The 21027-nt window shown below is 33.8% G+C and carries 20 protein-coding genes and 1 tRNA gene; 6 read left to right on the top strand and 15 right to left on the bottom strand.

The window, feature by feature from the left end; translation table 11 throughout:
- Positions 1-36: 36 nt before the first annotated feature.
- Entirely contained in the window at positions 37-1359 is a 1323-nt protein-coding gene (locus tag ACRDEC_RS05745) for a phenylacetate--CoA ligase family protein (protein WP_431497377.1), read from the top strand.
- Here ACRDEC_RS05745 and ACRDEC_RS05740 read toward each other — a convergent pair.
- From ACRDEC_RS05740 to ACRDEC_RS05695, 10 genes are read right to left on the bottom strand one after another with little or no spacing between them, the layout of a single operon-like run.
- Positions 1356-2108 (bottom strand): glycosyltransferase family 2 protein, encoded by a 753-nt coding sequence (locus ACRDEC_RS05740; protein WP_431497376.1) that lies wholly within the window; start codon positions 2106-2108, stop codon positions 1356-1358. The genes ACRDEC_RS05745 and ACRDEC_RS05740 overlap by 4 nt on opposite strands.
- On the bottom strand, positions 2108-3466 hold the full coding sequence (locus ACRDEC_RS05735; RefSeq protein ID WP_431497375.1) for an undecaprenyl-phosphate glucose phosphotransferase: 1359 nt from the start codon (positions 3464-3466) through the stop codon (positions 2108-2110). Before ACRDEC_RS05735 ends, ACRDEC_RS05740 begins: the two co-directional genes overlap by 1 nt.
- A gap of 8 nt (positions 3467-3474) precedes the next feature.
- Positions 3475-4458, bottom strand: a complete 984-nt coding sequence (locus ACRDEC_RS05730; protein ID WP_431497374.1) for a UDP-glucuronic acid decarboxylase family protein — start codon at positions 4456-4458, stop codon at positions 3475-3477.
- Positions 4459-4461: 3 nt separating this feature from the next.
- Positions 4462-5301, bottom strand: a complete 840-nt coding sequence (rfbD, locus tag ACRDEC_RS05725) for a dTDP-4-dehydrorhamnose reductase (protein WP_431497373.1) — start codon at positions 5299-5301, stop codon at positions 4462-4464.
- Complete coding sequence (gene rfbC / locus ACRDEC_RS05720) at positions 5295-5846, bottom strand: dTDP-4-dehydrorhamnose 3,5-epimerase (RefSeq protein WP_431497372.1); 552 nt, start codon at positions 5844-5846, stop codon at positions 5295-5297. Before rfbC ends, rfbD begins: the two co-directional genes overlap by 7 nt.
- 9 nt (positions 5847-5855) lie before the next feature.
- Entirely contained in the window at positions 5856-7541 is a 1686-nt protein-coding gene (locus ACRDEC_RS05715; RefSeq protein ID WP_431497371.1) for a DUF6909 family protein, read from the bottom strand.
- 42 nt (positions 7542-7583) lie between these two features.
- The gene (locus ACRDEC_RS05710) at positions 7584-8471 is read right to left on the bottom strand and encodes a carboxypeptidase-like regulatory domain-containing protein (RefSeq protein ID WP_431497370.1); all 888 of its coding nucleotides are present in this window, start codon (positions 8469-8471) and stop codon (positions 7584-7586) included.
- 4 nt (positions 8472-8475) lie between these two features.
- A complete protein-coding gene (locus ACRDEC_RS05705) occupies positions 8476-9963 on the bottom strand; it encodes a GH3 family domain-containing protein (RefSeq protein ID WP_431497369.1) in 1488 nt (495 codons plus the stop codon).
- Between the two features lie 6 nt (positions 9964-9969).
- Complete coding sequence (locus tag ACRDEC_RS05700) at positions 9970-10320, bottom strand: SdpI family protein (protein ID WP_431497368.1); 351 nt, start codon at positions 10318-10320, stop codon at positions 9970-9972.
- A gap of 3 nt (positions 10321-10323) precedes the next feature.
- Complete coding sequence (locus tag ACRDEC_RS05695) at positions 10324-10806, bottom strand: peptidase (protein WP_431497367.1); 483 nt, start codon at positions 10804-10806, stop codon at positions 10324-10326.
- A 148-nt stretch (positions 10807-10954) separates the two neighbouring features.
- Between ACRDEC_RS05695 and tatA the strand changes: the two genes are divergently transcribed.
- A complete protein-coding gene (gene tatA, locus ACRDEC_RS05690; protein ID WP_431497366.1) occupies positions 10955-11137 on the top strand; it encodes a twin-arginine translocase TatA/TatE family subunit in 183 nt (60 codons plus the stop codon).
- A gap of 58 nt (positions 11138-11195) precedes the next feature.
- Here tatA and ACRDEC_RS05685 read toward each other — a convergent pair whose 3' ends face one another.
- From ACRDEC_RS05685 to rpiB, 3 genes are all read right to left on the bottom strand, one after another.
- Positions 11196-13319 (bottom strand): Tex family protein, encoded by a 2124-nt coding sequence (locus ACRDEC_RS05685; protein ID WP_431497365.1) that lies wholly within the window; start codon positions 13317-13319, stop codon positions 11196-11198.
- A gap of 24 nt (positions 13320-13343) precedes the next feature.
- The gene (locus ACRDEC_RS05680; RefSeq protein ID WP_431497364.1) at positions 13344-14252 is read right to left on the bottom strand and encodes a cation diffusion facilitator family transporter; all 909 of its coding nucleotides are present in this window, start codon (positions 14250-14252) and stop codon (positions 13344-13346) included.
- A 77-nt stretch (positions 14253-14329) separates the two neighbouring features.
- Positions 14330-14761 carry a ribose 5-phosphate isomerase B gene (gene rpiB, locus ACRDEC_RS05675; protein ID WP_431497363.1) on the bottom strand — a complete coding sequence of 144 codons (432 nt, stop codon included), beginning with the start codon at positions 14759-14761 and terminating at the stop codon, positions 14330-14332.
- Between the two features lie 916 nt (positions 14762-15677).
- On the opposite strand from rpiB, the gene rnr reads away from it, so the two are divergent.
- From rnr to ACRDEC_RS05655, 4 genes are read left to right on the top strand one after another with little or no spacing between them, the layout of a single operon-like run.
- Complete coding sequence (rnr, locus tag ACRDEC_RS05670) at positions 15678-17858, top strand: ribonuclease R (protein ID WP_431497362.1); 2181 nt, start codon at positions 15678-15680, stop codon at positions 17856-17858.
- Positions 17859-17873: 15 nt separating this feature from the next.
- A complete protein-coding gene (locus ACRDEC_RS05665; RefSeq protein WP_431497361.1) occupies positions 17874-18545 on the top strand; it encodes a head GIN domain-containing protein in 672 nt (223 codons plus the stop codon).
- A 47-nt stretch (positions 18546-18592) separates the two neighbouring features.
- Entirely contained in the window at positions 18593-19279 is a 687-nt protein-coding gene (locus ACRDEC_RS05660; protein ID WP_431497360.1) for a LysE family translocator, read from the top strand.
- A gap of 21 nt (positions 19280-19300) precedes the next feature.
- On the top strand, positions 19301-19966 hold the full coding sequence (locus ACRDEC_RS05655; RefSeq protein ID WP_431497359.1) for a hypothetical protein: 666 nt from the start codon (positions 19301-19303) through the stop codon (positions 19964-19966).
- 484 nt (positions 19967-20450) lie between these two features.
- Here ACRDEC_RS05655 and ACRDEC_RS05650 read toward each other — a convergent pair.
- Together ACRDEC_RS05650 and folB are read right to left on the bottom strand one after the other, a co-directional pair.
- A tRNA-Cys gene (locus ACRDEC_RS05650) sits at positions 20451-20521 on the bottom strand.
- 115 nt (positions 20522-20636) lie between these two features.
- The gene (gene folB, locus ACRDEC_RS05645) at positions 20637-20996 is read right to left on the bottom strand and encodes a dihydroneopterin aldolase (RefSeq protein WP_431497358.1); all 360 of its coding nucleotides are present in this window, start codon (positions 20994-20996) and stop codon (positions 20637-20639) included.
- Positions 20997-21027: the final 31 nt, after the last annotated feature.

Here is a 21027-nt window from a genome sequence, read left to right as displayed (position 1 = left end):
GCTTAGTTTTCTTATTTTTGAATAAATTTCTGTCCCGTGTTCCGAATATTTGATTTATCTTTAAAACTAAATGGCTTCCCAATGAAGGAAGCTCACAGGATTTTTGATGAAATTCTCGCCGTTCCTGAATCAGAATATCAACAGTTTACCGAGTCGAATCGGGAAAAAATTGTGGAGTTTCACCTCAACAATAACCCTTTCTATCAGGAGTTAGTTCGAAAAAGCCCTTTTGAACTGAAACAGCAAAACTGGAACGATTTACCGGTTCTGACAAAAAAAGATTTACAGAAACCCCTGTCAGAAAGACTGTCAAAAGGCTATTCCTCTAAAACTGTTTTTGTAAACAAAACATCAGGTTCCAGCGGTGATCCGTTTATTTTTGCTAAAGACAAAGAAGCGCATGCACTGACCTGGACCTCTATAATTTACCGTTTCGGATGGTACGGAATCGATTTTAACACTTCTTATCAGGCCCGTTTTTACGGAATCCCGTTAAACTTTATCGATTATCAGAAAGAACGGTTGAAGGACTTTTTAGGACAACGATACCGCTTTCCTATTTTTGACTTATCGGATACATTTTTAGAAAAAGTACTCCGCCATTTTAAGACCAAAAAATTTGACTATATCAATGGATATACGAGTTCTATTGTTTTGTTTGCCAAATTTTTACACGCTAAAAACATCGTTTTAAAAGACATTTGTCCGTCGCTGAAGGTTTGTATGGTAACTTCCGAAATGCTTTTTGAGGAAGATAAAATCCTAATGGAAACACAATTCGGCATTCCAGTTGTTAATGAATATGGTGCTTCAGAATTAGATTTAATTGCTTTTCAAGATCCAAATGGTCAATGGCTTGTCAATTCGGAAACGCTGTTTGTCGAAATTTTAGATGAGAATAACCAGCCCGTTCCCAATGGCAAAGAAGGGCGTATTGTAATCACTTCTTTGTATAATAAGGCGCATCCGTTTATCCGATACGACATTGGTGATATTGGAATACTGGACGAAAAAAGCACTTGGAAAAAACCTGTTTTGAAACAGCTTTTAGGCAGAACCAATGATATTGCTGTTTTGCCAAGCGGAAAAAAATCACCTGGACTTACTTTTTATTATGTAACCAAAAGTATTATTGAAGATGACGGAAATGTAAAAGAGTTTATCATCCGACAAACGAAAACCGATACTTTTGAAATTGATTATGTTAGTGAAATCGAGCTAAATTCGGCACAAATAAAGAAAATTCAGGAAGCCATTGATAAATACCTGGAGCCCGGACTCTATTTTACTTATAACAGAAAAGAAATCCTGGAACGAACCTTAAGAGGAAAATTAAAACAATTTCAGTCTTCGCTTTAATTTCGATATTTCATAAATCCGCGATACATCCAGTGCAGCATATAATAAACCGATTGGAAAAAGTTTAGTTTTTCCACTTCACGGTAAAACTGCCATTGGTATTTCAACAAATTGGCTTTATTTCTGGATAATGAATTTTCCCTGATGCGGTAAATGGCTTTCGGTTCCTGAATACCGTATGCAAAGGGAATTTCTTTCAGGTATTTTAGCCACAATCCCATATCCTGTCTTTTGAATATTTCGGGCATGGTTTTTTTTCCCAAAGTCTTTATATCAACAAAAGCGGTTAAACAGCTTATTGAATTTGTTTTTAAAATATCTGTATACGTTACTTTCTTTGGAACAATAAAATCAGAATACACAAACTCCAGGTTTTCATTGGAACGACGGTAGGAAGAAAACACAAAATGTATTCCGGTTTCTTTAATCGAATGGATACTGTTTTCGATAAAATCAGGAAACCAAAGGTCATCAGCATCAAGAAATGTCATATAATCTCCCTGTGCCTTTTCAATTCCTTTGTTTCTGGCTTTTGCAGGCCCTCCGTTTTTATTCATTTGGATCAGATGGATTCGATGATCATCTTCCATAAAATTTTGGATGATTTCGACTGTCTTATCTTTAGAGCAGTCGTCCACGATAATCATTTCCCAATTAGAATAGGTTTGCTTTTGAACAGATTGAATTGTTTCGGCAATATATTTTGCTGAATTAAATGTAGGCGTAATTATAGAAACTGATCCGTTCATTAATAGGCTTTTTCTTGTCCTTTAAAAATATTTATTACTGTTAAGACGATAATTTTTATGTCTAAAAGCAGTGACCAGTTCTCGATATAAAACAAGTCATATTTTATTCTGTGGAACATTTCGTCGTCCGATTCGATTTCACCTCGAAACCCCTTAACCTGTGCCAATCCAGTAATACCAGGTTTTATGTGCAGTCTGAAATTGTATTTTTTTATTTTACTGCGGTACTCATTATTGTGAGCCCATAAATGAGGTCTTGGTCCAACAATAGACATATCACCAATAAAAACATTAAAAAATTGAGGCATTTCATCGAAACTTGTCTTCCTGAGGAAAGTCCCTATTTTAGTGATTCTAGGGTCGTTCTTTGTTACTGATTCTTCCGTTTTATCATTAATGCGCATCGAGCGGAATTTATAACAGTAAAATTCATTTTCGTCTAATCCCGGTCTTCCCTGTTTGAAAAAAATAGGCCCTTTGGATTCTAATTTAATCAGGATTGCTATAATTGGAATTAGCCAGGAAAGGATAAAAAGAATTATAAACAAAGAGAATAATATATCAAACAAACGCTTGACAAACTTGAGCAGCGGTTCGTTCAGCGGTGTTCTTTTTAAAGACAGAATCGGAAAAAACTCATAATAATCAATCTTTAAATTTTTAGCATAAATTTCATTAGCCTCCGGAATAAACTTGATTGTTTTTTTGTGATAATCGGTAAACTCAACCAATTCTTTCAATTGATCGCCCGATAATTCTTCCAATGCACAATAAATATCATCAATCCTGTTTTCCAAAACGAATTTCTGAACTTCAGAAATCCCTCCTTTTATCTCAGCATTAACTGCTTTGTCTGAAAAAAAACCTTTAAAATGGTACCCGTAATCCGGTCTGGTCTGAAATAAATGCTTTAGGTTTTGGGAACTTTCGGTATAACCTATAATAATGGCATTCCGATAATTTCCACCTAAAACAATTCGGTATTTTTTTAAATAATAAAATAATAATCCCTTGAAAAGGGTAATATATATGAACGAAGACACGAAAAAATACAGCAGTAATTTAAAACTTAAAATAATTTCCCTTGTTATAGAGAAAAAAGCCATTACAAGCAACGTAAACAAAAACAGTTGCCGGAATAGCATCGTCATAATTTCAACCGGTTTTGTAAAACGGTATACTTCGTAAAAGTTGGTAAAATAAGCCAATGCGCACCATGACACAATTTGATACATCATGAAATACAGCAAATGGACAGCAAATCCTTTTAGAAAAAAATTGGCTAAAATCAGCAGTAAAACACAATCAATTGTGATGCTTATGGGACGCAAGTATTTTGAATACCTTCCTTTAGTCATTTTAAAAATTAATGAATAAATCCAGAAAAATCCTTGTGTTCTTCTTTTAAAAGTTCTTCTTGAGGCAGCGATTTAAAATACTCATACGTTATTTTCATTCCTTCAGAACGCGAAACTTTGGCTTCCCATCCTAACAATTCCTTTGCTCTGGTAGTGTCTGGCTGACGTTGCAAAGGATCATTTTCCGGTAACGGGTGGTAGACAATCTTTTGATTTGTTCCTGTTAATTTTATAATTTCTTCCGCGAAATCTTTTATAGTAATTTCATCCGGATTACCAATATTTACCGGTTCCGAATAATCTGAATGCAATAACCTGAAGATTCCTTCTACTTGATCGTCTACATAACAAAATGAGCGTGTTTGCATTCCGTTTCCGAAAATAGTCAAATCCTCACCTCGTAATGCCTGACCAATAAAAGCAGGTATTACACGCCCATCATTGAGTCGCATTCTTGGTCCGTATGTATTAAAAATTCTCACAATTCTGGTCTCTAATCCGTGGAAGCGATGGTATGCCATAGTGATGGATTCCTGAAAGCGTTTCGCTTCATCATAAACTCCTCGTGGGCCAATAGTGTTTACATTTCCAAAGTAATCTTCCGTTTGCGGGTGAACCAATGGATCTCCATATACTTCAGAAGTAGATGCGATCAGGATTCTCGCTTTTTTAACTCTTGCCAATCCTAGTAGGTTGTGTGTACCCAATGAACCTACTTTTAATGTCTGAATTGGAATTTTTAAATAATCAATCGGGCTTGCCGGAGAAGCAAAATGCAATATATAATCCAAATGCCCCGGAACATAGACGAATTTTGAAATATCGTGGTGGTAAAATTCAAAATTAGCCAGCTTGAAAAGATGTTCAATGTTTTTTAAATCCCCAGTAATCAGATTGTCCATTCCAATCACATAGTATCCTTCTTTGATAAATCTATCGCACAAATGAGATCCTAAAAATCCCGCAGCTCCTGTTATTAATATTCTTTTCATTCGTTATGTTGTTTGTTGTAAAGCTTCTTGCCAGCTTTTTATTTCTATCTTAAAGTTCTTTTTTATTTTCGATTTGTCCAATACGCTGTATTTGGGTCTTTTCGCCGGTGTTGGAAAAGCTTCCGTTGGAATTGGATTAACTTCAATGTTAATACCGTTTACACGGAAAATTTCTTTAGCAAAGTCATACCAGCTGGCTATTCCTTCGTTGCTGAAATTATAAATACCGTATTCGCTGTTATCACTTTTTACTATCGAAAGCAATGCTTTTGCTAAATCTACAGCGTTTGTAGGTGATCCAATCTGATCGGAAACAATACTTAAAGTATCTCTTTCCGAGGCCAGTCGCAACATGGTTTTCATAAAATTATTTCCAAATAGAGAATAAACCCATGATGTCCTTATTATAAAATAAGCACTGCAATGATCAATAACAGCTTGTTCACCTTCTAATTTTGTTTTGCCATAAACCCCTAACGGATTTGTTTTATCTGCCTCAGAATATGGTTTTTCAGCCGAACCGTCAAAAACAAAATCAGTCGAAATATGAATTAATTTTGCATTGTTGTTTTTACAAGCAACGGCTAAATATTTTGGACCAAAAACATTAATTGCTTCGGCTCTTTCCATTTCCATTTCGGCCTTATCGACAGCTGTATATGCGGCTGTATTAATGCAAAAATCAATTTTATTATGTTCAAAAAAATGATTAATCCGGTCCTGATTTGTAATATCCAAATCTTGTGAAGAAGCAAAAATAAATTGTAAATCAGTATAACTTGGCGCAATATGCTGAATAGATTGTCCCAATTGTCCTGATGCTCCTGTAACTAAGATTACCATACTTTTTTAGCATTTTCTATTGTGGGTAAAATTGCGTCTTTTTCAGAAATAATTAGATCTGCTTCAGAAAACTTCCAATCAATCTTTAAAGTCGGATCGTTATAAATTACGCCTCCTTCCGATTCCTTATTGTAAAAATTATCGCATTTGTAAAAGAAGGCCGCTTTTTCACTTGTAACTAAAAACCCATGCGCAAAACCTCTTGGGATAAATAATTGTTTTTGGTTTTCTCCCGATAAAAGTATCGAAAACGACTGCCCGTAAGTAGGCGATTCCGGTCTCATATCGACGGCTACGTCTAGCACTTCTCCTGCAAGAACACGCACTAATTTAGCCTGTGCATGTTCCTTTGTCTGATAATGCAATCCACGCAAAACTCCTTTGGATGAAAATGACTGATTGTCCTGGACAAAGTGGACTTTTTGACCAACTCCTTTTTCAAAAGTGCTCTCGTTAAAGCTTTCCATAAAAAAACCTCTTTCGTCCTTGAAAATTTTTGGCTCTAACACAAAACAGCCTTTTAAATTCGTTTCAGTAAAATTCATTTCGAATAATTATACGTTGAAAATTTGCTCTAATATTTTTATTGTAATCAGATACGTCGGTTTTACTCCTGTTGTTCCTAAACCACCTGATGCTAATGTGCTTCCTGTCTCTAAAGGATTATCCGAAGCATAGTAAGCATAACGCACTTTTACGTCCTGATTGATGCTCTTTCTGATTCTTGATGCCGATTGTATCGCTTTTTGATAATACGCCCCTTCCATTTCTAATCCGATGGCTTCCCATGTAGATTCGTGGAAGAATTTTAATAATTCTCTGTTTTGAAGAGATGTTCCTAAAACAGTAATCATTGGTCCGGCATAAACAGGAATGTCATTTCCTTCGAACATCGCCGCGGATAATTCATTGTGGAAAGGATAATTATCAGCAGTTCCTTCATTGACATGAGCATTAGGAATCATAATATCTCCTTTTCCTCCTTCAAGAATTCCGGCTTTACCCATGATAGAAACCGATTCCACGTTTAATAATGTTTTAGTCTTATTAACTTTATATGGTTTCAATAATTCATCTATTGTTTCGAAAGCCTGCTCACCAAAAGCATAATCCATTACGATTAAAACCGGAGCTTCTTTGCCAATTTTAGCCTTTGGAAAAGCAGATTTGGCCCAATCAATTTTAGCAGTATCAAAGATCTGAACATCGATATTGGTTCCTGATGTATCCAATAAAGGAATCATCCCGTGATTTAACGCAAAAGCCGAAACTTTATCGCGAAGATCATTGGCTCCTGATTTACTTAACTCTTCATAAATAACAAAGTCAGATTTGTCTTTAAATTTCGTTTTTAAAACATGAGTAGCAAAAATCGAATTCATCACACTGTGCATATTGGCACTTATGATGTGAATCGGTCTTGACAATAAATCGTTTTTCTTTAATATTTCTTTGATGTCATTTGCCCAGATTTCTCCATGGATATGATGTCCTAAACGCTCTCTTAAAATAGGGCTGAAAGTAATGGTTCTCTTGTTGTTTTCGACTACTTCTTCGATAGCTAATTTTCCTAACCAATACACAATATGAAGGAAACGGTCCGGTGCTGAAGCATTCCCGAAATCATCGTAAATATCTTTTACCTCAGCAAAAGTTCTTCCTAAAATATTTGCCGCATGAGAAATCGCAATTTCTCTCTCTATCAGGGTTAGTTTTTTACTTTGCAGTGCTGCTTGTTCCAATTTTTGCCAATCGCGTGAAACAGAACCTTCATCATCAATCAGAACTCTGTCTTTAATTTTATGCGATTCGATAAAAATGAAGGTCAAATGCGTTAAAATGTCATAAATATCAGAGCGTCCGCGGGTAATTTCAACATTCATCTGCTCGTCGTCAATACGATAACAGTTTCTTCTTCTTTTTGGCGGAACTATAGCCTGAAAGTGGGAGTTTGAGTAACCTTCATCTGAAGTTAAGTTAATATAACGGCATTCTTCTATTCCAACAGGTAATCGTTCAATAACGTATAATAACCCGTTTAACTCTACTTTTTCTTCTGCAATAGAGCCGTAAATTTCAGGTCGCAATGCAAGCAATGCTTCTCTTAAAGTTTCTCCTGAAACACCCATTGGTTTATAAAAACCTCTGTTAAATAAATGCCTCATGGTAATGTACAATCGTTCGATAGCTGCCGACGATTCTTGCGCTCTTGAGCGCGAAATGTTTTTAATTTCTTTCATCAATTTTTATTTTCTAACCTGCAAAGGTAAGGTTTTTATTTTTTAGTTGGTGAGGATTAGATTTATTGCCGGTTCGGATATCGTTATTTTCTCCAAAGGAGCTCCAGAATTTTTCTTCGTTTTCTTATTCCATTTCCCACCTGAAAACGTAAATAGAAATTCTCTTTCCACATTATTGTATAAAACAAAAGGGAAATATGTTTTTTGTATTTCTGTTTTGTTTGTGTTTAAATTCGTGGTGGTTTTTTCCAGTTTGTTTCTTTCAATTATCAGCTTTTCAAATCCTACAAAAAGGCCTTTTTTAGGCATTATCAAATTTAATTCCGTGACATTAAAAAAGCTTTTTCTGACTCCTTTTTTTACTGAAACAACATAATCTTTGTCTATAAGCTCTTCTCCCGGAAACCCATTAGAATCAACACTATAAAAGTGAATTTTAATAAGTGCATCGGCTATTTTGCTATCCGTTTGAATAGAAACCTGTTTGATAAATTTTGTTTTTTTATAAGCAGCACTGTAAGGAAAAAATTTGGTGTCAATCCTTGGTCCGTTGTCAAATGCCTGGTAAATTTTATTTTCCGTTTGACCAATTTCAATTTCTCTCGTTTCATGCCTTTGCGGAGCAACGAAAACTTCGTCCAATTGATAGGCTACGGGTTTTAAATTAACTTTCATGTTCTCCAAAGCTCTGACCGTCTTTTTTTCAAAGCCTAATACCGAAAAAATTAAATTTTTATTTTTATCTGTTGGAGTAATGGTAAATTCTCCATTTTCTTCCGAAGTTGTTCCAATATTTTCATTGGCCACCCATATATTTACGTACGGAATTGGTTTTCCTGAAAGACTGTCTTTTACAGTTCCTTTTATTTGGGCTGCAGCCGAAAAACCTGCTAAAAACAACAGCACTGCAACTCTTTTTGCTATCTTCATTTTCTTATTCTCTTTTGAGTAGATCGACAATTTTTCTGTCGTTGGAAAGTCGCGGTAGTTTGTTTTGACCACCTAATTTTCCAATGTATTTCATATAATCCTGAAATCCGTTTTTAACAACTTTTGAAATAACCACCGTCCGTAAAACATGACCAACAATTAAATCGTCGTAATAGACATTTTGTTTGCGCATGGCGTTGTCAATATCCAGCGCAAAAGCTTCTTTGTTTTCAGGTTCGTTTTCAAATTCGATGCACCATTCGTGATAGGGCAATCCATCTGTTGGATTAATTTGTGGTGCCACGGTAAACTCATTGATCCTCACAGAGGTTCCTTCCATTGCTTCCTGCAACGCAGTCTCAACTTCTTTACCGATAACATGTTCGCCAAAAGCAGAAATATAATGTTTGATTCGTCCTGATACGATAATTTTATAGGGTTTTAGACTTGTAAACTGAACGGTATCACCAATATTATAAGCCCAAAGTCCTGCATTGGTAGAAATAATCAAAACATAATTGATGTCTAATGCTACTTCTCCAATTGTATGCCTTTTAGGGTTTTCGGTAAAAAATTCATCCGCTTTGATAAACTCGTAGAAGATTCCGGAATTCAATAGCAACAACATCCCTTTTTCTTTTTGGGAATCCTGATAGGCAAAAAACCCTTCAGAGGCAGGAAATAATTCTATTGAATCTACTTTTCTTCCAATCAGATTTTCAAATTTGGCGCGATACGGTTCATAATTTACACCTCCATAAATGAATAAATTAAAGTTTTTGAAAATTTCCCCAACGGGTTTTCTCCCTTTTTCATTCAGTTTTTCAAAATACATTTGAACCCAGGAAGGAATTCCTGAAATAACCGACATATTTTCATTAAATGTTTCTTCTACAATTGCATTCACTTTGGTTTCCCAATCTTCGATACAATTGGTTTCCCAAGAAGGCATTCGGTTTTTTTGTAAATATTTCGGAACAAAATGTGCTACAATTCCGGAAAGACGACCTAATTTGATTCCGTTTTTTTCCTCCAGAATCGGGCTTCCTTGCAGAAAAATCATTTTTCCGTCAACAAAATCGGCTTTACCTGTTTCATAAATGTAACCCAAGATGGCGTTTCGGGCTGCTTCAATATGAAAAGGCATGGATTCTTTAGTCAGTGGAATGTATTTGGCACCGGAAGTTGTTCCTGATGTTTTGGCAAAATACAGCGGTTTTCCCTTCCAGAGAATATCTGCTGCGCCTTTTACCACTTTGTCAACATACGGCTTCAATTCTTCGTAATCCCGAACAGGTACGTTTTTAGTGAACTCTTCAACGGATCTGATTTGCTGGAAATGGTGGTCTTTTCCAAACTGAGTATCTTTCGCTTGACGGATTAATTCCTGAAAAACTTTTTGTTGAGTTTCAATGGGATTTTGAACCCATTTTTGAGTTTTCTGATGAATTCTGACAGCAAACTGTTTGGCAAAAAATGCTTTTAAAGACATTTTGAATTAGGTGTTTGGAAATTTATTTTTGAGTGCATTTTCAGTAGAAATCAAAAGTACAAGGACAGATAGCAAAGCCAATACAATCCCGGCTATTAAATTTGCCTGATCGTTAAAGTCTACTATAAAACCTGTTAAGGAAAGTAGTCCGAGGATTAAACCTATTTGTATTAATTTAACCGATGAAAATTTTTGGGCAAAGTCCCATTTCTCTTTAGAAGACATAGATGCTGATGTTCTGTAGCCGTAAAATTGGTTAATATTCTTTGGTGGAAAATAATATTGGATTAATCCTGCAATGGTAAAAATCATTCCACATAAAAATGGCATTGGAACTATTTGATTTAACCATTCCATACTTTATTTCTTTTTGTTATTCTTAGCCTCTTCTTCTACTTGTTTTCTTAATTCCAATTCTTCTTTTGAAGCTTCAAAATTATATTCGGACGGATCCACGAACTCAGAAGCCATGATTGAATCTTTGTTGACTTTGGCATATTCCAAATCACCTGTAAGCACTTTTCTGACGGACTGAATATAAGCATCGTTCTTTTTTAAAGCAAATTCGAGAGAATCGGATTTTAATCCCAAAACAATTGCGTCCTGCTTTAATTTTGTAGAAGCATATCCTGGAATATATTCCCGAAGCGGTGTAAAAGCAATGATATAACTTGTAACCGAAATCAGTAAAATAGCTCCTATTGTGGCCGCAATAAAAACATTAACAATGTTGAGTTTGAAAGAAAAAATTTCTTCAAAAGTTTCCTCATTTAAAATAACCAGTCTGTTTTTTGTGGTAATTTTATTTAGAAATGCTTTGCGTTTTAATCTTTTTTCTGACATAAGTAATAAACTATCTCACAAATATAAGAATTAGAAAGGCTTGTTAGTTTGATACTAATAATAAATCGTTAAAAAATAATGGTTTCTTAAATTCTTTGGTATATTTGCTTAATATTTTAAAAACTTGCGTCAGCAAAATTTATAAGTTATGGGAAGATTAGGAACTACAGAGATTATTGTTATACTGGTTATTGTTTTATTGCTTTTTGGAGGTAAAAAAATTCCGGAATTGATGAAAGGTTTAGGAAGCGGAATCAAAGAATTTAAAGATGCTGCAAAAGGTGAAGATAAGCCTGCTGATTCAAAAAAAGAAGAAGAAAACAAACAATAGTTTCCTGAATAAGAAAATAAAACCCCGAATATCTATTTGATTTTCGGGGTCTTTTATTTTATAAAATCATCGACAGTTGAATTCTTTTTCTGGCTTCGTCCACTTCGGTTACTTTTACCTGAACGTGTTGGTGAAGTTTGACAACCTCATTTACATCAGAAACAAATCCTTCTTTAAGTTGGGAGATGTGAACAAGACCGCTTTCTTTTAACCCTATGTCCACAAAACAACCGAAATTGGTAATGTTATTGACGATCCCCGGTAATACCATTCCGGTTCTTAAATCCTTCATGGTTTTTACATTCGGGTCAAATTCGAAAACTTTAGCCGCTTTTCTTGGATCTAATCCCGGCTTTTCCAATTCCTTCAAAATGTCTTTTAATCCTAAAATCCCAACATCATTCGTGATATAGTTTTCTGGTTTTACCAAAGCAATTTTTTCTTTGTTCGCAATCAGTTCATTCACTTTTATACCGATGTCTTTTGCCATTTTTTCCACAATTCCATACGCTTCCGGATGAACTGCTGAATTATCCAGTGGATTTTTTGCCTCACGGATTCTGATAAATGCAGCTGCCTGCTGGTATGCTTTTTCGCCTAATCTCGGTACTTTTTTTAACTGTTTTCTGTCTTCAAACGGCCCGTTTTCACTTCGGAAAGCGACGATGTTTTCAGCCATTTTTTCTCCAATTCCGGAAACATAACTCAATAACGATTTACTCGCCGTATTAATGTTAATCCCAACGGAATTCACGCAACGGATAACCGTATTATCCAATTCCTCTTTTAATTTGGCTTGATCTACATCGTGTTGGTATTGTCCGACGCCAATAGATTTCGGGTCTATTTTTACCAATTCGGCTAACGGATCTGACAATCGTCTTCCGATAGAAACCGAACCACGAACTGTTACGTCGTAATTGGGAAATTCTTCTCTGGCAATTTTTGAAGCAGAATAAACTGATGCTCCTGCTTCAGAAACCACAAAAACCTGAACCGGTTTGTCGAAAGCTATTTTTTTGATAAAAAATTCCGTTTCACGGGAAGCCGTTCCGTTACCGATAGAAATGGCTTCCACATTATAAGCGTTTACCATAGATCTGATTTTTTTCATCGCCATTGCAGTGTCGTTTTGCGGTGCGTGCGGGAAAATGGTTTCATTGTATAATAAATCGCCTTTTTCGTCCAGACATACCACTTTGCAACCGGTTCTGAATCCAGGGTCAATAGCCAGAATTCTTTTTTCACCCAGCGGAGAAGCTAAAAGCAACTGGCTCAAGTTACCAGCAAAAACCTGAATCGAGTTTACATCAGCCTTTTCTTTAGCTTCTTGCAGTGTTTCGTTGGAAATTGCAGGTTCAAGCAAACGCTTATAACTGTCTTTTATGGCTAATTGAAGATGTTCCGTTGTGTCATTTTTGGATTTGATGACGTTATCTTCAATAAAACTGATGATTTCTTCTTTTTCAACATCAACAGAAAGTTTGATAAATCCTTCTTTTTCTGCCCGAAGCATGGCCAATAATCTGTGTGATGGTGCTTTGCCTAATGGTTCAGACCAATCAAAATATTGTGAAAATTTTTGCGCCGCTTCGTCCTCTTTTTTGGTTTTAACCACTTTAGTAACAACAACTGCTTTACGCTGAAATACTCTTCTTAGGTTTTTCCTGATGTAAATGTTTTCGTTAATCCATTCGGCAATAATATCGCGAGCACCTTGTAAAGCATCGTCTTCATTAACAACCTTATCGTTCAGGTATTTCGAAGCCAAAAATTCGATATCATCATTTCGCTGACTCATGATTATTTTTGCCAGCGGTTCCAATCCGTTTTCACGAGCGACATCTGCCTTAGTTTTTTTCTTCTTTTTATAGGGTAAATAGAAATCTTCCAATTCCTGCAAATCGTAACTGTTTTTGATTTTTTGTTCCAATTCAGAGGTCAGGGCATTTTGTTCTTCAATTGATTTTAAAATGCTTTCTTTCCGCTTGACAATTTCGTCAAACTGCTTTTTTGATTTAGCGATTTGTTCAATCTGAACCTCATCAAGGTTTCCTGTTTTATCTTTTCGGTAACGCGAAATAAAAGGAATAGTACAGTCTTCTGACAATAATTGAAGGGTCGCCTCAATATTTTTGGAAGCTGTTGGCACAAACTTCAGGATGTATTCGATACTTGTCATTAAATGGTAATTTGATTTTTGGGGTTAATCCTGAACAATAAAGTCTTTTGGGTCTTCTTTTTTAAATTCAGGTTGAATGTTGATATGGTTGATGTGGAATTTTTCAAATAAAACCAATTCTATTTCGTTAAGTAAACTATTGAATTCACTCATTTTAATATCTTCCAAACAATCTAAATGGGCCTCCAGATGTAATTCTTCGTCGTTCAGATGCCAAACATGAATGTGGTGGAGTTTGTTTACTCCCGAAATTTTATGCACTTCACGTACAATTTCTTTAATGTCAATATGATCCGGTGTAAAGAGCATTAACATTTTCGTGGATTTTTTCAATAAATCGATTCCAACAACAATTAAATAAACTGCGATCAGTATAGTCATAACGCTGTCTACCCAAAACCATCCGAAAAATTTCATTAGCAATCCGCCAATTAAAACCGCTACTGAAGCCATCATGTCTGTCAGCAAATGCAAATAAGCTGACTTCATATTAATATTGTGATCTGCGTCTTTTTTGAGTAATAAAACCGAAAAACCATTTACTGCAATTCCTAAAAGTGCCAGCCAGATTACCAATCCCGATTCTATAGCATGTGGGTAGAAAAAACGCTCTATAGCACCGTAAATTAAAAACAGAGCCACAATAATTAAAGTAGAAGCATTAACAAATGCTGCAATTAAATCTGCCCGCTTATAACCGAAAGTCTGATCTAAAGATGCTTTTTTCCTTGATAGTTTATGTGCCACAAGACTGAAAACCAATGAAAGCACATCTGAAAAATTATGCAAAGCATCCGAAATCAAAGCCAAGCTCCCGGAAATAATTCCACCTACAACCTGAGCTGCAGTTATGGCTAGATTCAGTAAAATGGAATAGATTAAATTTTTCCCTTTTACCTCATGTTTATGAATGTGTACGTGGTTATCGCTCATCGTCTTTTGAAAAAAACAATTTGGGAGTTTAAAAAATAACGAAGCTATCTTTAATCCTTAAAACTGTCAGGTTAAATTTATTGGCAGGCAATTTTATTCACTCTGGTTGCATGTCTTCCACCTTCAAAATCAGTAGTAAGAAAAGTATCAACCATTTCAACAGCTTGTTTTATATTTGTATATCTCGCCGGAATACTTATAATGTTGGCATCATTGTGCTGACGGGCCAAAGCAGCGATTTCGTTTATCCAGCAAATCGCAGCTCGCACTCCTTGGTGTTTATTTGCAGTAATAGCAATGCCGTTTCCTGAACCACAAATAACGATTCCAAAATCTGCTTTTTTAGTTTCAACATCTATGGCGACTGCATGGCCAAAATCAGGATAATCAACACTTTCAAAAGTATCGGTTCCATGATTGATAATTGTATGTCCCTTACTTTCCAAGTGTTCTACAATTGCTTTTTTATATTCCGGCCCTGCGTGGTCGTTTCCTATTGAGATTGTCATAAGTGTGTTGTTAGTTATTTTCTACAAAAATAAGTAATATCCACTTTTAACCATCGGAACTTTCCAATAATTTACTTTAAAAAAAAGTAAAATAATAGCTTTTTTAAAACTCTTTTTTTTAATGATGAAAACGGAAATACTTTGGATTATGACTGAGTCTTTCAAAAAACAAAAAAATAATATGAGTTCCTTTTTATTGTTCTAATCATTAAAATCCAATAAAACCTCAAGAATAAACAAAAATATTCTAAAGCATTGATTAGCAGATTCGATAGAATTTACAATAAGTATAAATTACTGGAAATCAATGCGGTTTTTGTATCAAAATTGTTAATTTATTGCAATGTTAACATTAAATCATAACTCGCTGATAATCAGTTAATATTAAATTAACATTAAATGTTAACAACTTTGGATAGAAAATTAGAACTATTTCTTGGCTGTATCGATTAAAATCGTAATCCAAAATTGGATTTTAAAATCCTAACAAAGTTTGATGAATTTTTAGATTATTTATCAGCTTAAAAAAGAAGGGTTGTTAACAAGATCAGGTTTTAAACTTATCTACAGAAATTGTATTTTTCTAATTATTAACAGTTGTTGATAGCTTTTTAAAACCGCTTTAAAATGAACCCTTTAAACTCTTAATGTTATGTTAATAAATCAATATAAAAATGTATAACTAAAGAATTGCAACCAATATTAAAAAGTTATTGCCATTATTAACACCCCATCATAACCACCAAAAATTTAAAATTTATAAAATTCTTTTTTTGTTGTTTTTAGTTACTGTTGAAAACTTTCATTTTTTGAAAAAAAATTTATTTTCTAAAAGTTATATTTTATTTAAAACTTAACACTGTTTACAGAATAGTGAATTCTATTTTGTAATTTTCAGGAATATTAGAAAATGACTATGAGTAAAAAACCAAAAAAGTTTGGTTCCAAACCAAAAGACTTCTCTTCAAAGATTTTAAAAATACTTTCTCAAAACGCAAACAGAGCTTTTAATTATAAACAAATTGCTGCTATTTTAGATGTTGATGACACCAAAAGTAGAAACGAAATCATAAGGGATTTAAAATTATTGGAATCCAAAAAACAAATTATCGAATCAGAACCTGGCAAGTATTTAGTAAAAGCCATGAGTCAGGATTATTACGAAGGAACAATTGATATGACTTCGCGTAAAACAGCTTATTTTATTTCACCAGATTTTGAAGAAGATGTTTTTATTCCAACCAATAATTTAAATCATGCTTTGGATAATGACAAAGTAAAAGTCTATGTGTATAACCGAAGAAAAGGAAAACGACCGGAAGCTGAAGTTATCGAAGTTATCGAAAGAGCAAAAACAGAATTTGTCGGCGTAATCGATATTCAAAAGAATTTTGCTTTTGTTTCTACGGCCAATGCTAAAATGTATACTGATATTTTTATTCCAAAAGATAAAATAGGAGATGCAGAACAAGGAGATGTTGTTATCGCAAAAATTGAAGACTGGCCTAAAAAAGCAGATTCTCCTTTTGGAACAATTCTTAAAGTTTTAGGGAAACCTGGAGAACATGATACTGAAATTCATGCAATTCTTGCCGAATATGGATTACCGTATGATTTCCCTGTTGATGTTGAAGTGTATGCCCAAAAACTGGATACTTCCATTCAAGAAAGTGAAATAGCCAATCGTAGGGATATGCGTGACACGCTGACTTATACAATAGATCCGAAAGATGCTAAAGATTTTGATGATGCTTTATCCTTTAAAAAGCTGGAAAACGGAAATTATGAAATTGGAATTCATATCGCGGACGTTTCTTATTATTTACAAGAAGGGACTATTTTAGATGATGAAGCTTACCAGCGTGGAACCTCGGTTTATTTAGTTGATCGTGTGGTTCCTATGTTACCTGAAGTATTAAGTAATTTTGCCTGTTCACTCAGACCAAATGAAGAAAAATATACATTCTCTGCTATTTTCGAAATCAATGAAAAAACACAGATAATCAATCAATGGTTTGGAAGAACTGTAATTTACTCAGATCAGCGATTTGCTTATGAAGAAGCACAGCATATTATTGAAACAAAATCAAATACGATTCCTGCTGAAATTTCCCTGACAGGAAAAGAATACATTGTTAAAGATGAGTTAGTGGAAGCAACCTTAAAATTGGATGAATTAGCTAAAATTCTAAGAAGAAATAGAATGAATAATGGTGCTATTTCTTTTGATAAAGTGGAAGTGAAATTTAACTTGAATGAAAATGCAGAACCAATTGGCGTGTATTTCAAACAAAGCAAAGATGCCAATCATTTAATTGAAGAATTCATGCTTTTGGCCAATAAAAAAGTAGCTGAATACATTGGAAAACAAAAGAAAACCTTTGTTTATCGAATACACGATGAACCTAATGAAGATAAGCTGATTGCTATGCAAACGGTGATTTCTAAATTTGGTTACAAAATCGATTTTAGAAACAAAGGAGATATTTCTAAATCATTGAATATTTTACTGGAAGATGTTCAGGGGAAAAAAGAGCAAAACCTGATTGATACTTTAGCCATCAGAACGATGAGTAAAGCAGCCTATTCTACTGATAATATTGGTCATTACGGATTAGCATTTGATTATTATTCTCATTTTACTTCCCCTATTCGTCGTTACCCTGACGTAATGGTTCACAGGTTATTGCAGTATTATTTAGATGGTGGAAAATCTGTCGATCAGGAAGTTTATGAAGAAAAATGTGCTCATTCGTCCAGTATGGAAAATTTAGCTACGAATGCAGAAAGAGATTCTATCAAATACATGCAGGTAAAATACATGCAGGATCATCAGGATCAAGAATTTTTAGGCGTAATTTCAGGAGTGACAGAATGGGGAATCTATGTAGAAATTATCGAAAACAAATGTGAAGGAATGGTTCGCATCCGAGAAATAAAAGACGATTATTATACTTTTGATGAAAAGCAATATGCTTTGGTTGGCGAAATTTCGAAAAGTCTATTGCAATTGGGAGATGAAGTTTACGTTAAAGTTAAAAATGCCGATTTGGTAAAAAAACAATTGGATTTTCATTTTTTAAGAAGAAAAGAATAATTTAAAATTCCTACTATGAAAAAACTATTTATCATTCCGTTTTTGGTTGTAACCAATATACTTTCAGCACAAACCACCAAAAAATTAGGTGACTTTGATAAAGTGACCGCTTTCGATAAAATTTCGGTTCAGCTGATTGCTTCCACTGAAAATAAAATTGAAATTACCGGAAAGTTGTCAGAGGAAGTTGAAACTGTAAATGCAAACGGCGAATTGAAAATCAGAATGCCTTTAGGTAAATTGCTAAAAGGCGAAGATATCGTAGCTAAAGTTTATTTTACAAAAGTAGAAGCACTGGAAGCTAATGAAGGATCTTATATTTCATGTGAAACTCCTTTGGAAGCCATTAATTTTAATTTGATTGCTAAAGAAGGATCACAGATAAAAACCATTATTAAAGCCAAGAAAATTGTAGTAAAATCTTCTAATGGCGCAGTTGTAAAACTGACTGGTGAAACACAAAATCTAGAGGTTATAATTAATTCCGGAGGTATTTTGGAAGCGAAGGAATGTAAAACTTCACAAGCTGCAGTGTCAGTTAATGCCGGTGGAAGTGCAGATGTAACAGCTACAGATTTAGTCGATGCAAAAGTACGTGCCGGCGGAACCATTACCATTTATGGAAATCCGAAACAAGTGAATCAAAAGACAATCCTAGGAGGAAACATCATTATGAGCAAAAGATAGTTTATTTTAAATTAAATTTTAACTTGCAAGTTTTCTAAACAAACTCTATGATACAATACATTTTAAGCAACGGAATCCCATTAGGAATATTTTTAAGTTTCATGATTGGACCTGTTTTTTTTGTACTCTTAGAAACCAGTATTACCAAAGGCTTCAGAGCTGCTTTTTTCTTTGATCTTGGAGTTGTTTTAGCCGATGTTTTCTTTATTGGTATTGCCTATTTAGGAAGTTACCGTTTAATTCAGAGTTTAAAAGATGATCCGGCTCTATTTATTTTTGGAGGCATCATTATGCTTACTTATGGCCTTATTTCGTTTTTTAAGCTGCGTAAGGCAAGAAAAAACATCGATGAGGATGCTGAAGTGGTTGAATTGATAAAAAAGGATTATTTCAGCTTATTTATCAAAGGATTTTTATTGAATTTTATCAATATTGGAGTACTTGGATTTTGGCTGTTGATTATCATCACTTTTGTTCCAAAATTACAAATGGAAGTATCCAATGTCGTTTGGTTTTTTACCACTGTAATACTTTCCTATCTTGTTACTGATGTTGGAAAAATACTTTTGGCAAAACAATTAAGAAACAAACTGACTCCTATAAACATTATTAAAATAAAGAAAATAAGCAGTATCTTATTAGTGATTTTCGGGATTGTTTTATTAGTTCAAGGTTGGTTTCCAAGCGATAAACAATTCGTAAAAGATACTATTCAGAAAATAGAAAGTAAGTAGCTTTTTAAAATCTTATTTAATATGAAAAGAAGCTATTATTGTTTATTCTTCTTTCTGCTTCATTTTTCATTATTAGCACAGGATGACTCCATTATTTCTCCAAAACAAAAGCTTTCTGTAGTTTCAGCTGAAAGAATGAATATTGTTTACAGAGGTGTCTCGAATCCAATAAATATTGCAGTTTCTAATGCTAAATCTTTCACAGCAACTGGCGATGGATTACTATTTAAGAATGGAAAGTATACATTAAAACCAGGTATTGGTTCGGAAGTAAAAATCAGTTTAGATATACTTTTAAACGATAATTCTAAAATTATTGAAGAACATGTTTTTAAGATTAAGGGATTGCCTGCTTTAATTGGTTTAATACAAGGCAATAACTGTTTAGATTGTTTAGTTGGAATGCCTAAGAAAGATTTCAAAAATGCTAAAATTTCTACTAAGATGGAAAATTTTATGTTTGTTGAGTCAGATTCTGAATTTTTTGAGGTTAAAAGTTTCGATGTGAAATTTTTAGAAGGAAAAATAATATCTGTAGAAGGAAATAGAATTAGCAACGAAGTATTTAGTGAAATTTCAAAATTAAAAAAAGGAGATATATTTGAAATTGCTATTACTGATTACGGGTTTTATACACATGCCTTAAAAAGAAAGGTTTATCCAATAAGAATAATAATTTCCGATTAATTATTTTAATATAAATTAATTATAAACCTCTCAGATCGAGAGGTTTTTTATTTCCCAGTGTTTTATGAGTAAAATTGAAAAAATAACTGTATTTTTTATGTTATATTTTTAAAGCTTTTAATAAATAACCGAATACTTCTAATAAATAACTATATTTTTTAAGTTTAATTTTCAATATTTTAAAATAATAAGTCTATTTTTTAATTACTACTTGTAATGTTTTGAAAAAATAACTGAATAAATTGAAAGTTAATTGCAATTAATACCTTAAAAAGACACTTTCGTATTTCGTTCTTTAAGCATTATCTAATTCGAACCGGAGGCATTCTTTATCTTATTTTTTTTAAAAATAAAACATAAAAAAAAGACACTTTCGTATTTCGTCCTTTAAGCATTATCTAATTCGAACCGGAGGCATTCTTTATCTTATTTTTTTTAAAAATAAAACATAAAAAAAAGAGACACTTTCGTATCTCTTTCCTTGAGGCATCGTCCGGATTCGAACCGGAGTAGGAGCTTTTGCAGAGCCCAGCCTAGCCGCTCGGCCACGACGCCCTTTATTTACTGGATTGCAAATATAAGAAAAAAGTTAAAAGCCAAAAGCCAAAAGCCAAAAACTTTGAACAAATTTATTTACTATCCCTTTATTTAATTAGATATTGGCTTAAAATTAATTTCTATATTCTTCCATTTCAATCGTAACTGCTTCAACATCACCTCCTATTGGCGGATTTAATTTTGAAACGGCTACCAGAATTCTTGATACTGCCGGTATTTCCTTAAAAATTCTTTCCATAATCCGTTGTGCAACACGCTCTAATAATTCCGAACGAATAGCCATTTCTTCTACCACAATTCTATTCAAAAGGACATAATCAACGGTATCTGCCAAGTGATCACTTTGTGCGGATTTACGTAAATCCGTTTTAATTTCTAAATCAACAGTATAATCGGAACCTATTTTTCCTTCTTCAATCAGACAGCCGTGAAATGAAAAGGTTCGGATATTTTTAAGTTTTATTGTCCCCATTTTAAGTATATTCGATGATTTGGTTATTCGT

It is taken from the genome of Flavobacterium sp., from assembly GCF_050696275.1.
GTDB lineage: Bacteria > Bacteroidota > Bacteroidia > Flavobacteriales > Flavobacteriaceae > Flavobacterium.
The sequence above is the reverse complement of the archived record's forward strand: the minus strand, read 5'-3'. Positions and strand labels throughout refer to the sequence as shown.

What these genes read in the sequence shown, in the direction of transcription:
- ACRDEC_RS05665 (WP_431497361.1), top strand. Translation starts at nt 17,874, where the DNA reads ATGAAAAAACTATTTATCATTCCGTTTTTGGTTGTAACCAATATACTT.
- ACRDEC_RS05680 (WP_431497364.1), bottom strand. Translation starts at nt 14,252, where the DNA reads ATGAGCGATAACCACGTACACATTCATAAACATGAGGTAAAAGGGAAA.
- ACRDEC_RS05735 (WP_431497375.1), bottom strand. Translation starts at nt 3,466, where the DNA reads ATGACTAAAGGAAGGTATTCAAAATACTTGCGTCCCATAAGCATCACA.
- ACRDEC_RS05705 (WP_431497369.1), bottom strand. Translation starts at nt 9,963, where the DNA reads ATGTCTTTAAAAGCATTTTTTGCCAAACAGTTTGCTGTCAGAATTCAT.
- tatA (WP_431497366.1), top strand. Translation starts at nt 10,955, where the DNA reads ATGGGAAGATTAGGAACTACAGAGATTATTGTTATACTGGTTATTGTT.
- rnr (WP_431497362.1), top strand. Translation starts at nt 15,678, where the DNA reads ATGAGTAAAAAACCAAAAAAGTTTGGTTCCAAACCAAAAGACTTCTCT.
- ACRDEC_RS05715 (WP_431497371.1), bottom strand. Translation starts at nt 7,541, where the DNA reads ATGAAAGAAATTAAAAACATTTCGCGCTCAAGAGCGCAAGAATCGTCG.
- rfbD (WP_431497373.1), bottom strand. Translation starts at nt 5,301, where the DNA reads ATGGTAATCTTAGTTACAGGAGCATCAGGACAATTGGGACAATCTATT.
- ACRDEC_RS05740 (WP_431497376.1), bottom strand. Translation starts at nt 2,108, where the DNA reads ATGAACGGATCAGTTTCTATAATTACGCCTACATTTAATTCAGCAAAA.
- ACRDEC_RS05710 (WP_431497370.1), bottom strand. Translation starts at nt 8,471, where the DNA reads ATGAAGATAGCAAAAAGAGTTGCAGTGCTGTTGTTTTTAGCAGGTTTT.
- rpiB (WP_431497363.1), bottom strand. Translation starts at nt 14,761, where the DNA reads ATGACAATCTCAATAGGAAACGACCACGCAGGGCCGGAATATAAAAAA.
- ACRDEC_RS05700 (WP_431497368.1), bottom strand. Translation starts at nt 10,320, where the DNA reads ATGGAATGGTTAAATCAAATAGTTCCAATGCCATTTTTATGTGGAATG.
- folB (WP_431497358.1), bottom strand. Translation starts at nt 20,996, where the DNA reads ATGGGGACAATAAAACTTAAAAATATCCGAACCTTTTCATTTCACGGC.
- ACRDEC_RS05685 (WP_431497365.1), bottom strand. Translation starts at nt 13,319, where the DNA reads ATGACAAGTATCGAATACATCCTGAAGTTTGTGCCAACAGCTTCCAAA.
- ACRDEC_RS05695 (WP_431497367.1), bottom strand. Translation starts at nt 10,806, where the DNA reads ATGTCAGAAAAAAGATTAAAACGCAAAGCATTTCTAAATAAAATTACC.
- ACRDEC_RS05660 (WP_431497360.1), top strand. Translation starts at nt 18,593, where the DNA reads ATGATACAATACATTTTAAGCAACGGAATCCCATTAGGAATATTTTTA.
- ACRDEC_RS05730 (WP_431497374.1), bottom strand. Translation starts at nt 4,458, where the DNA reads ATGAAAAGAATATTAATAACAGGAGCTGCGGGATTTTTAGGATCTCAT.
- ACRDEC_RS05655 (WP_431497359.1), top strand. Translation starts at nt 19,301, where the DNA reads ATGAAAAGAAGCTATTATTGTTTATTCTTCTTTCTGCTTCATTTTTCA.
- rfbC (WP_431497372.1), bottom strand. Translation starts at nt 5,846, where the DNA reads ATGAATTTTACTGAAACGAATTTAAAAGGCTGTTTTGTGTTAGAGCCA.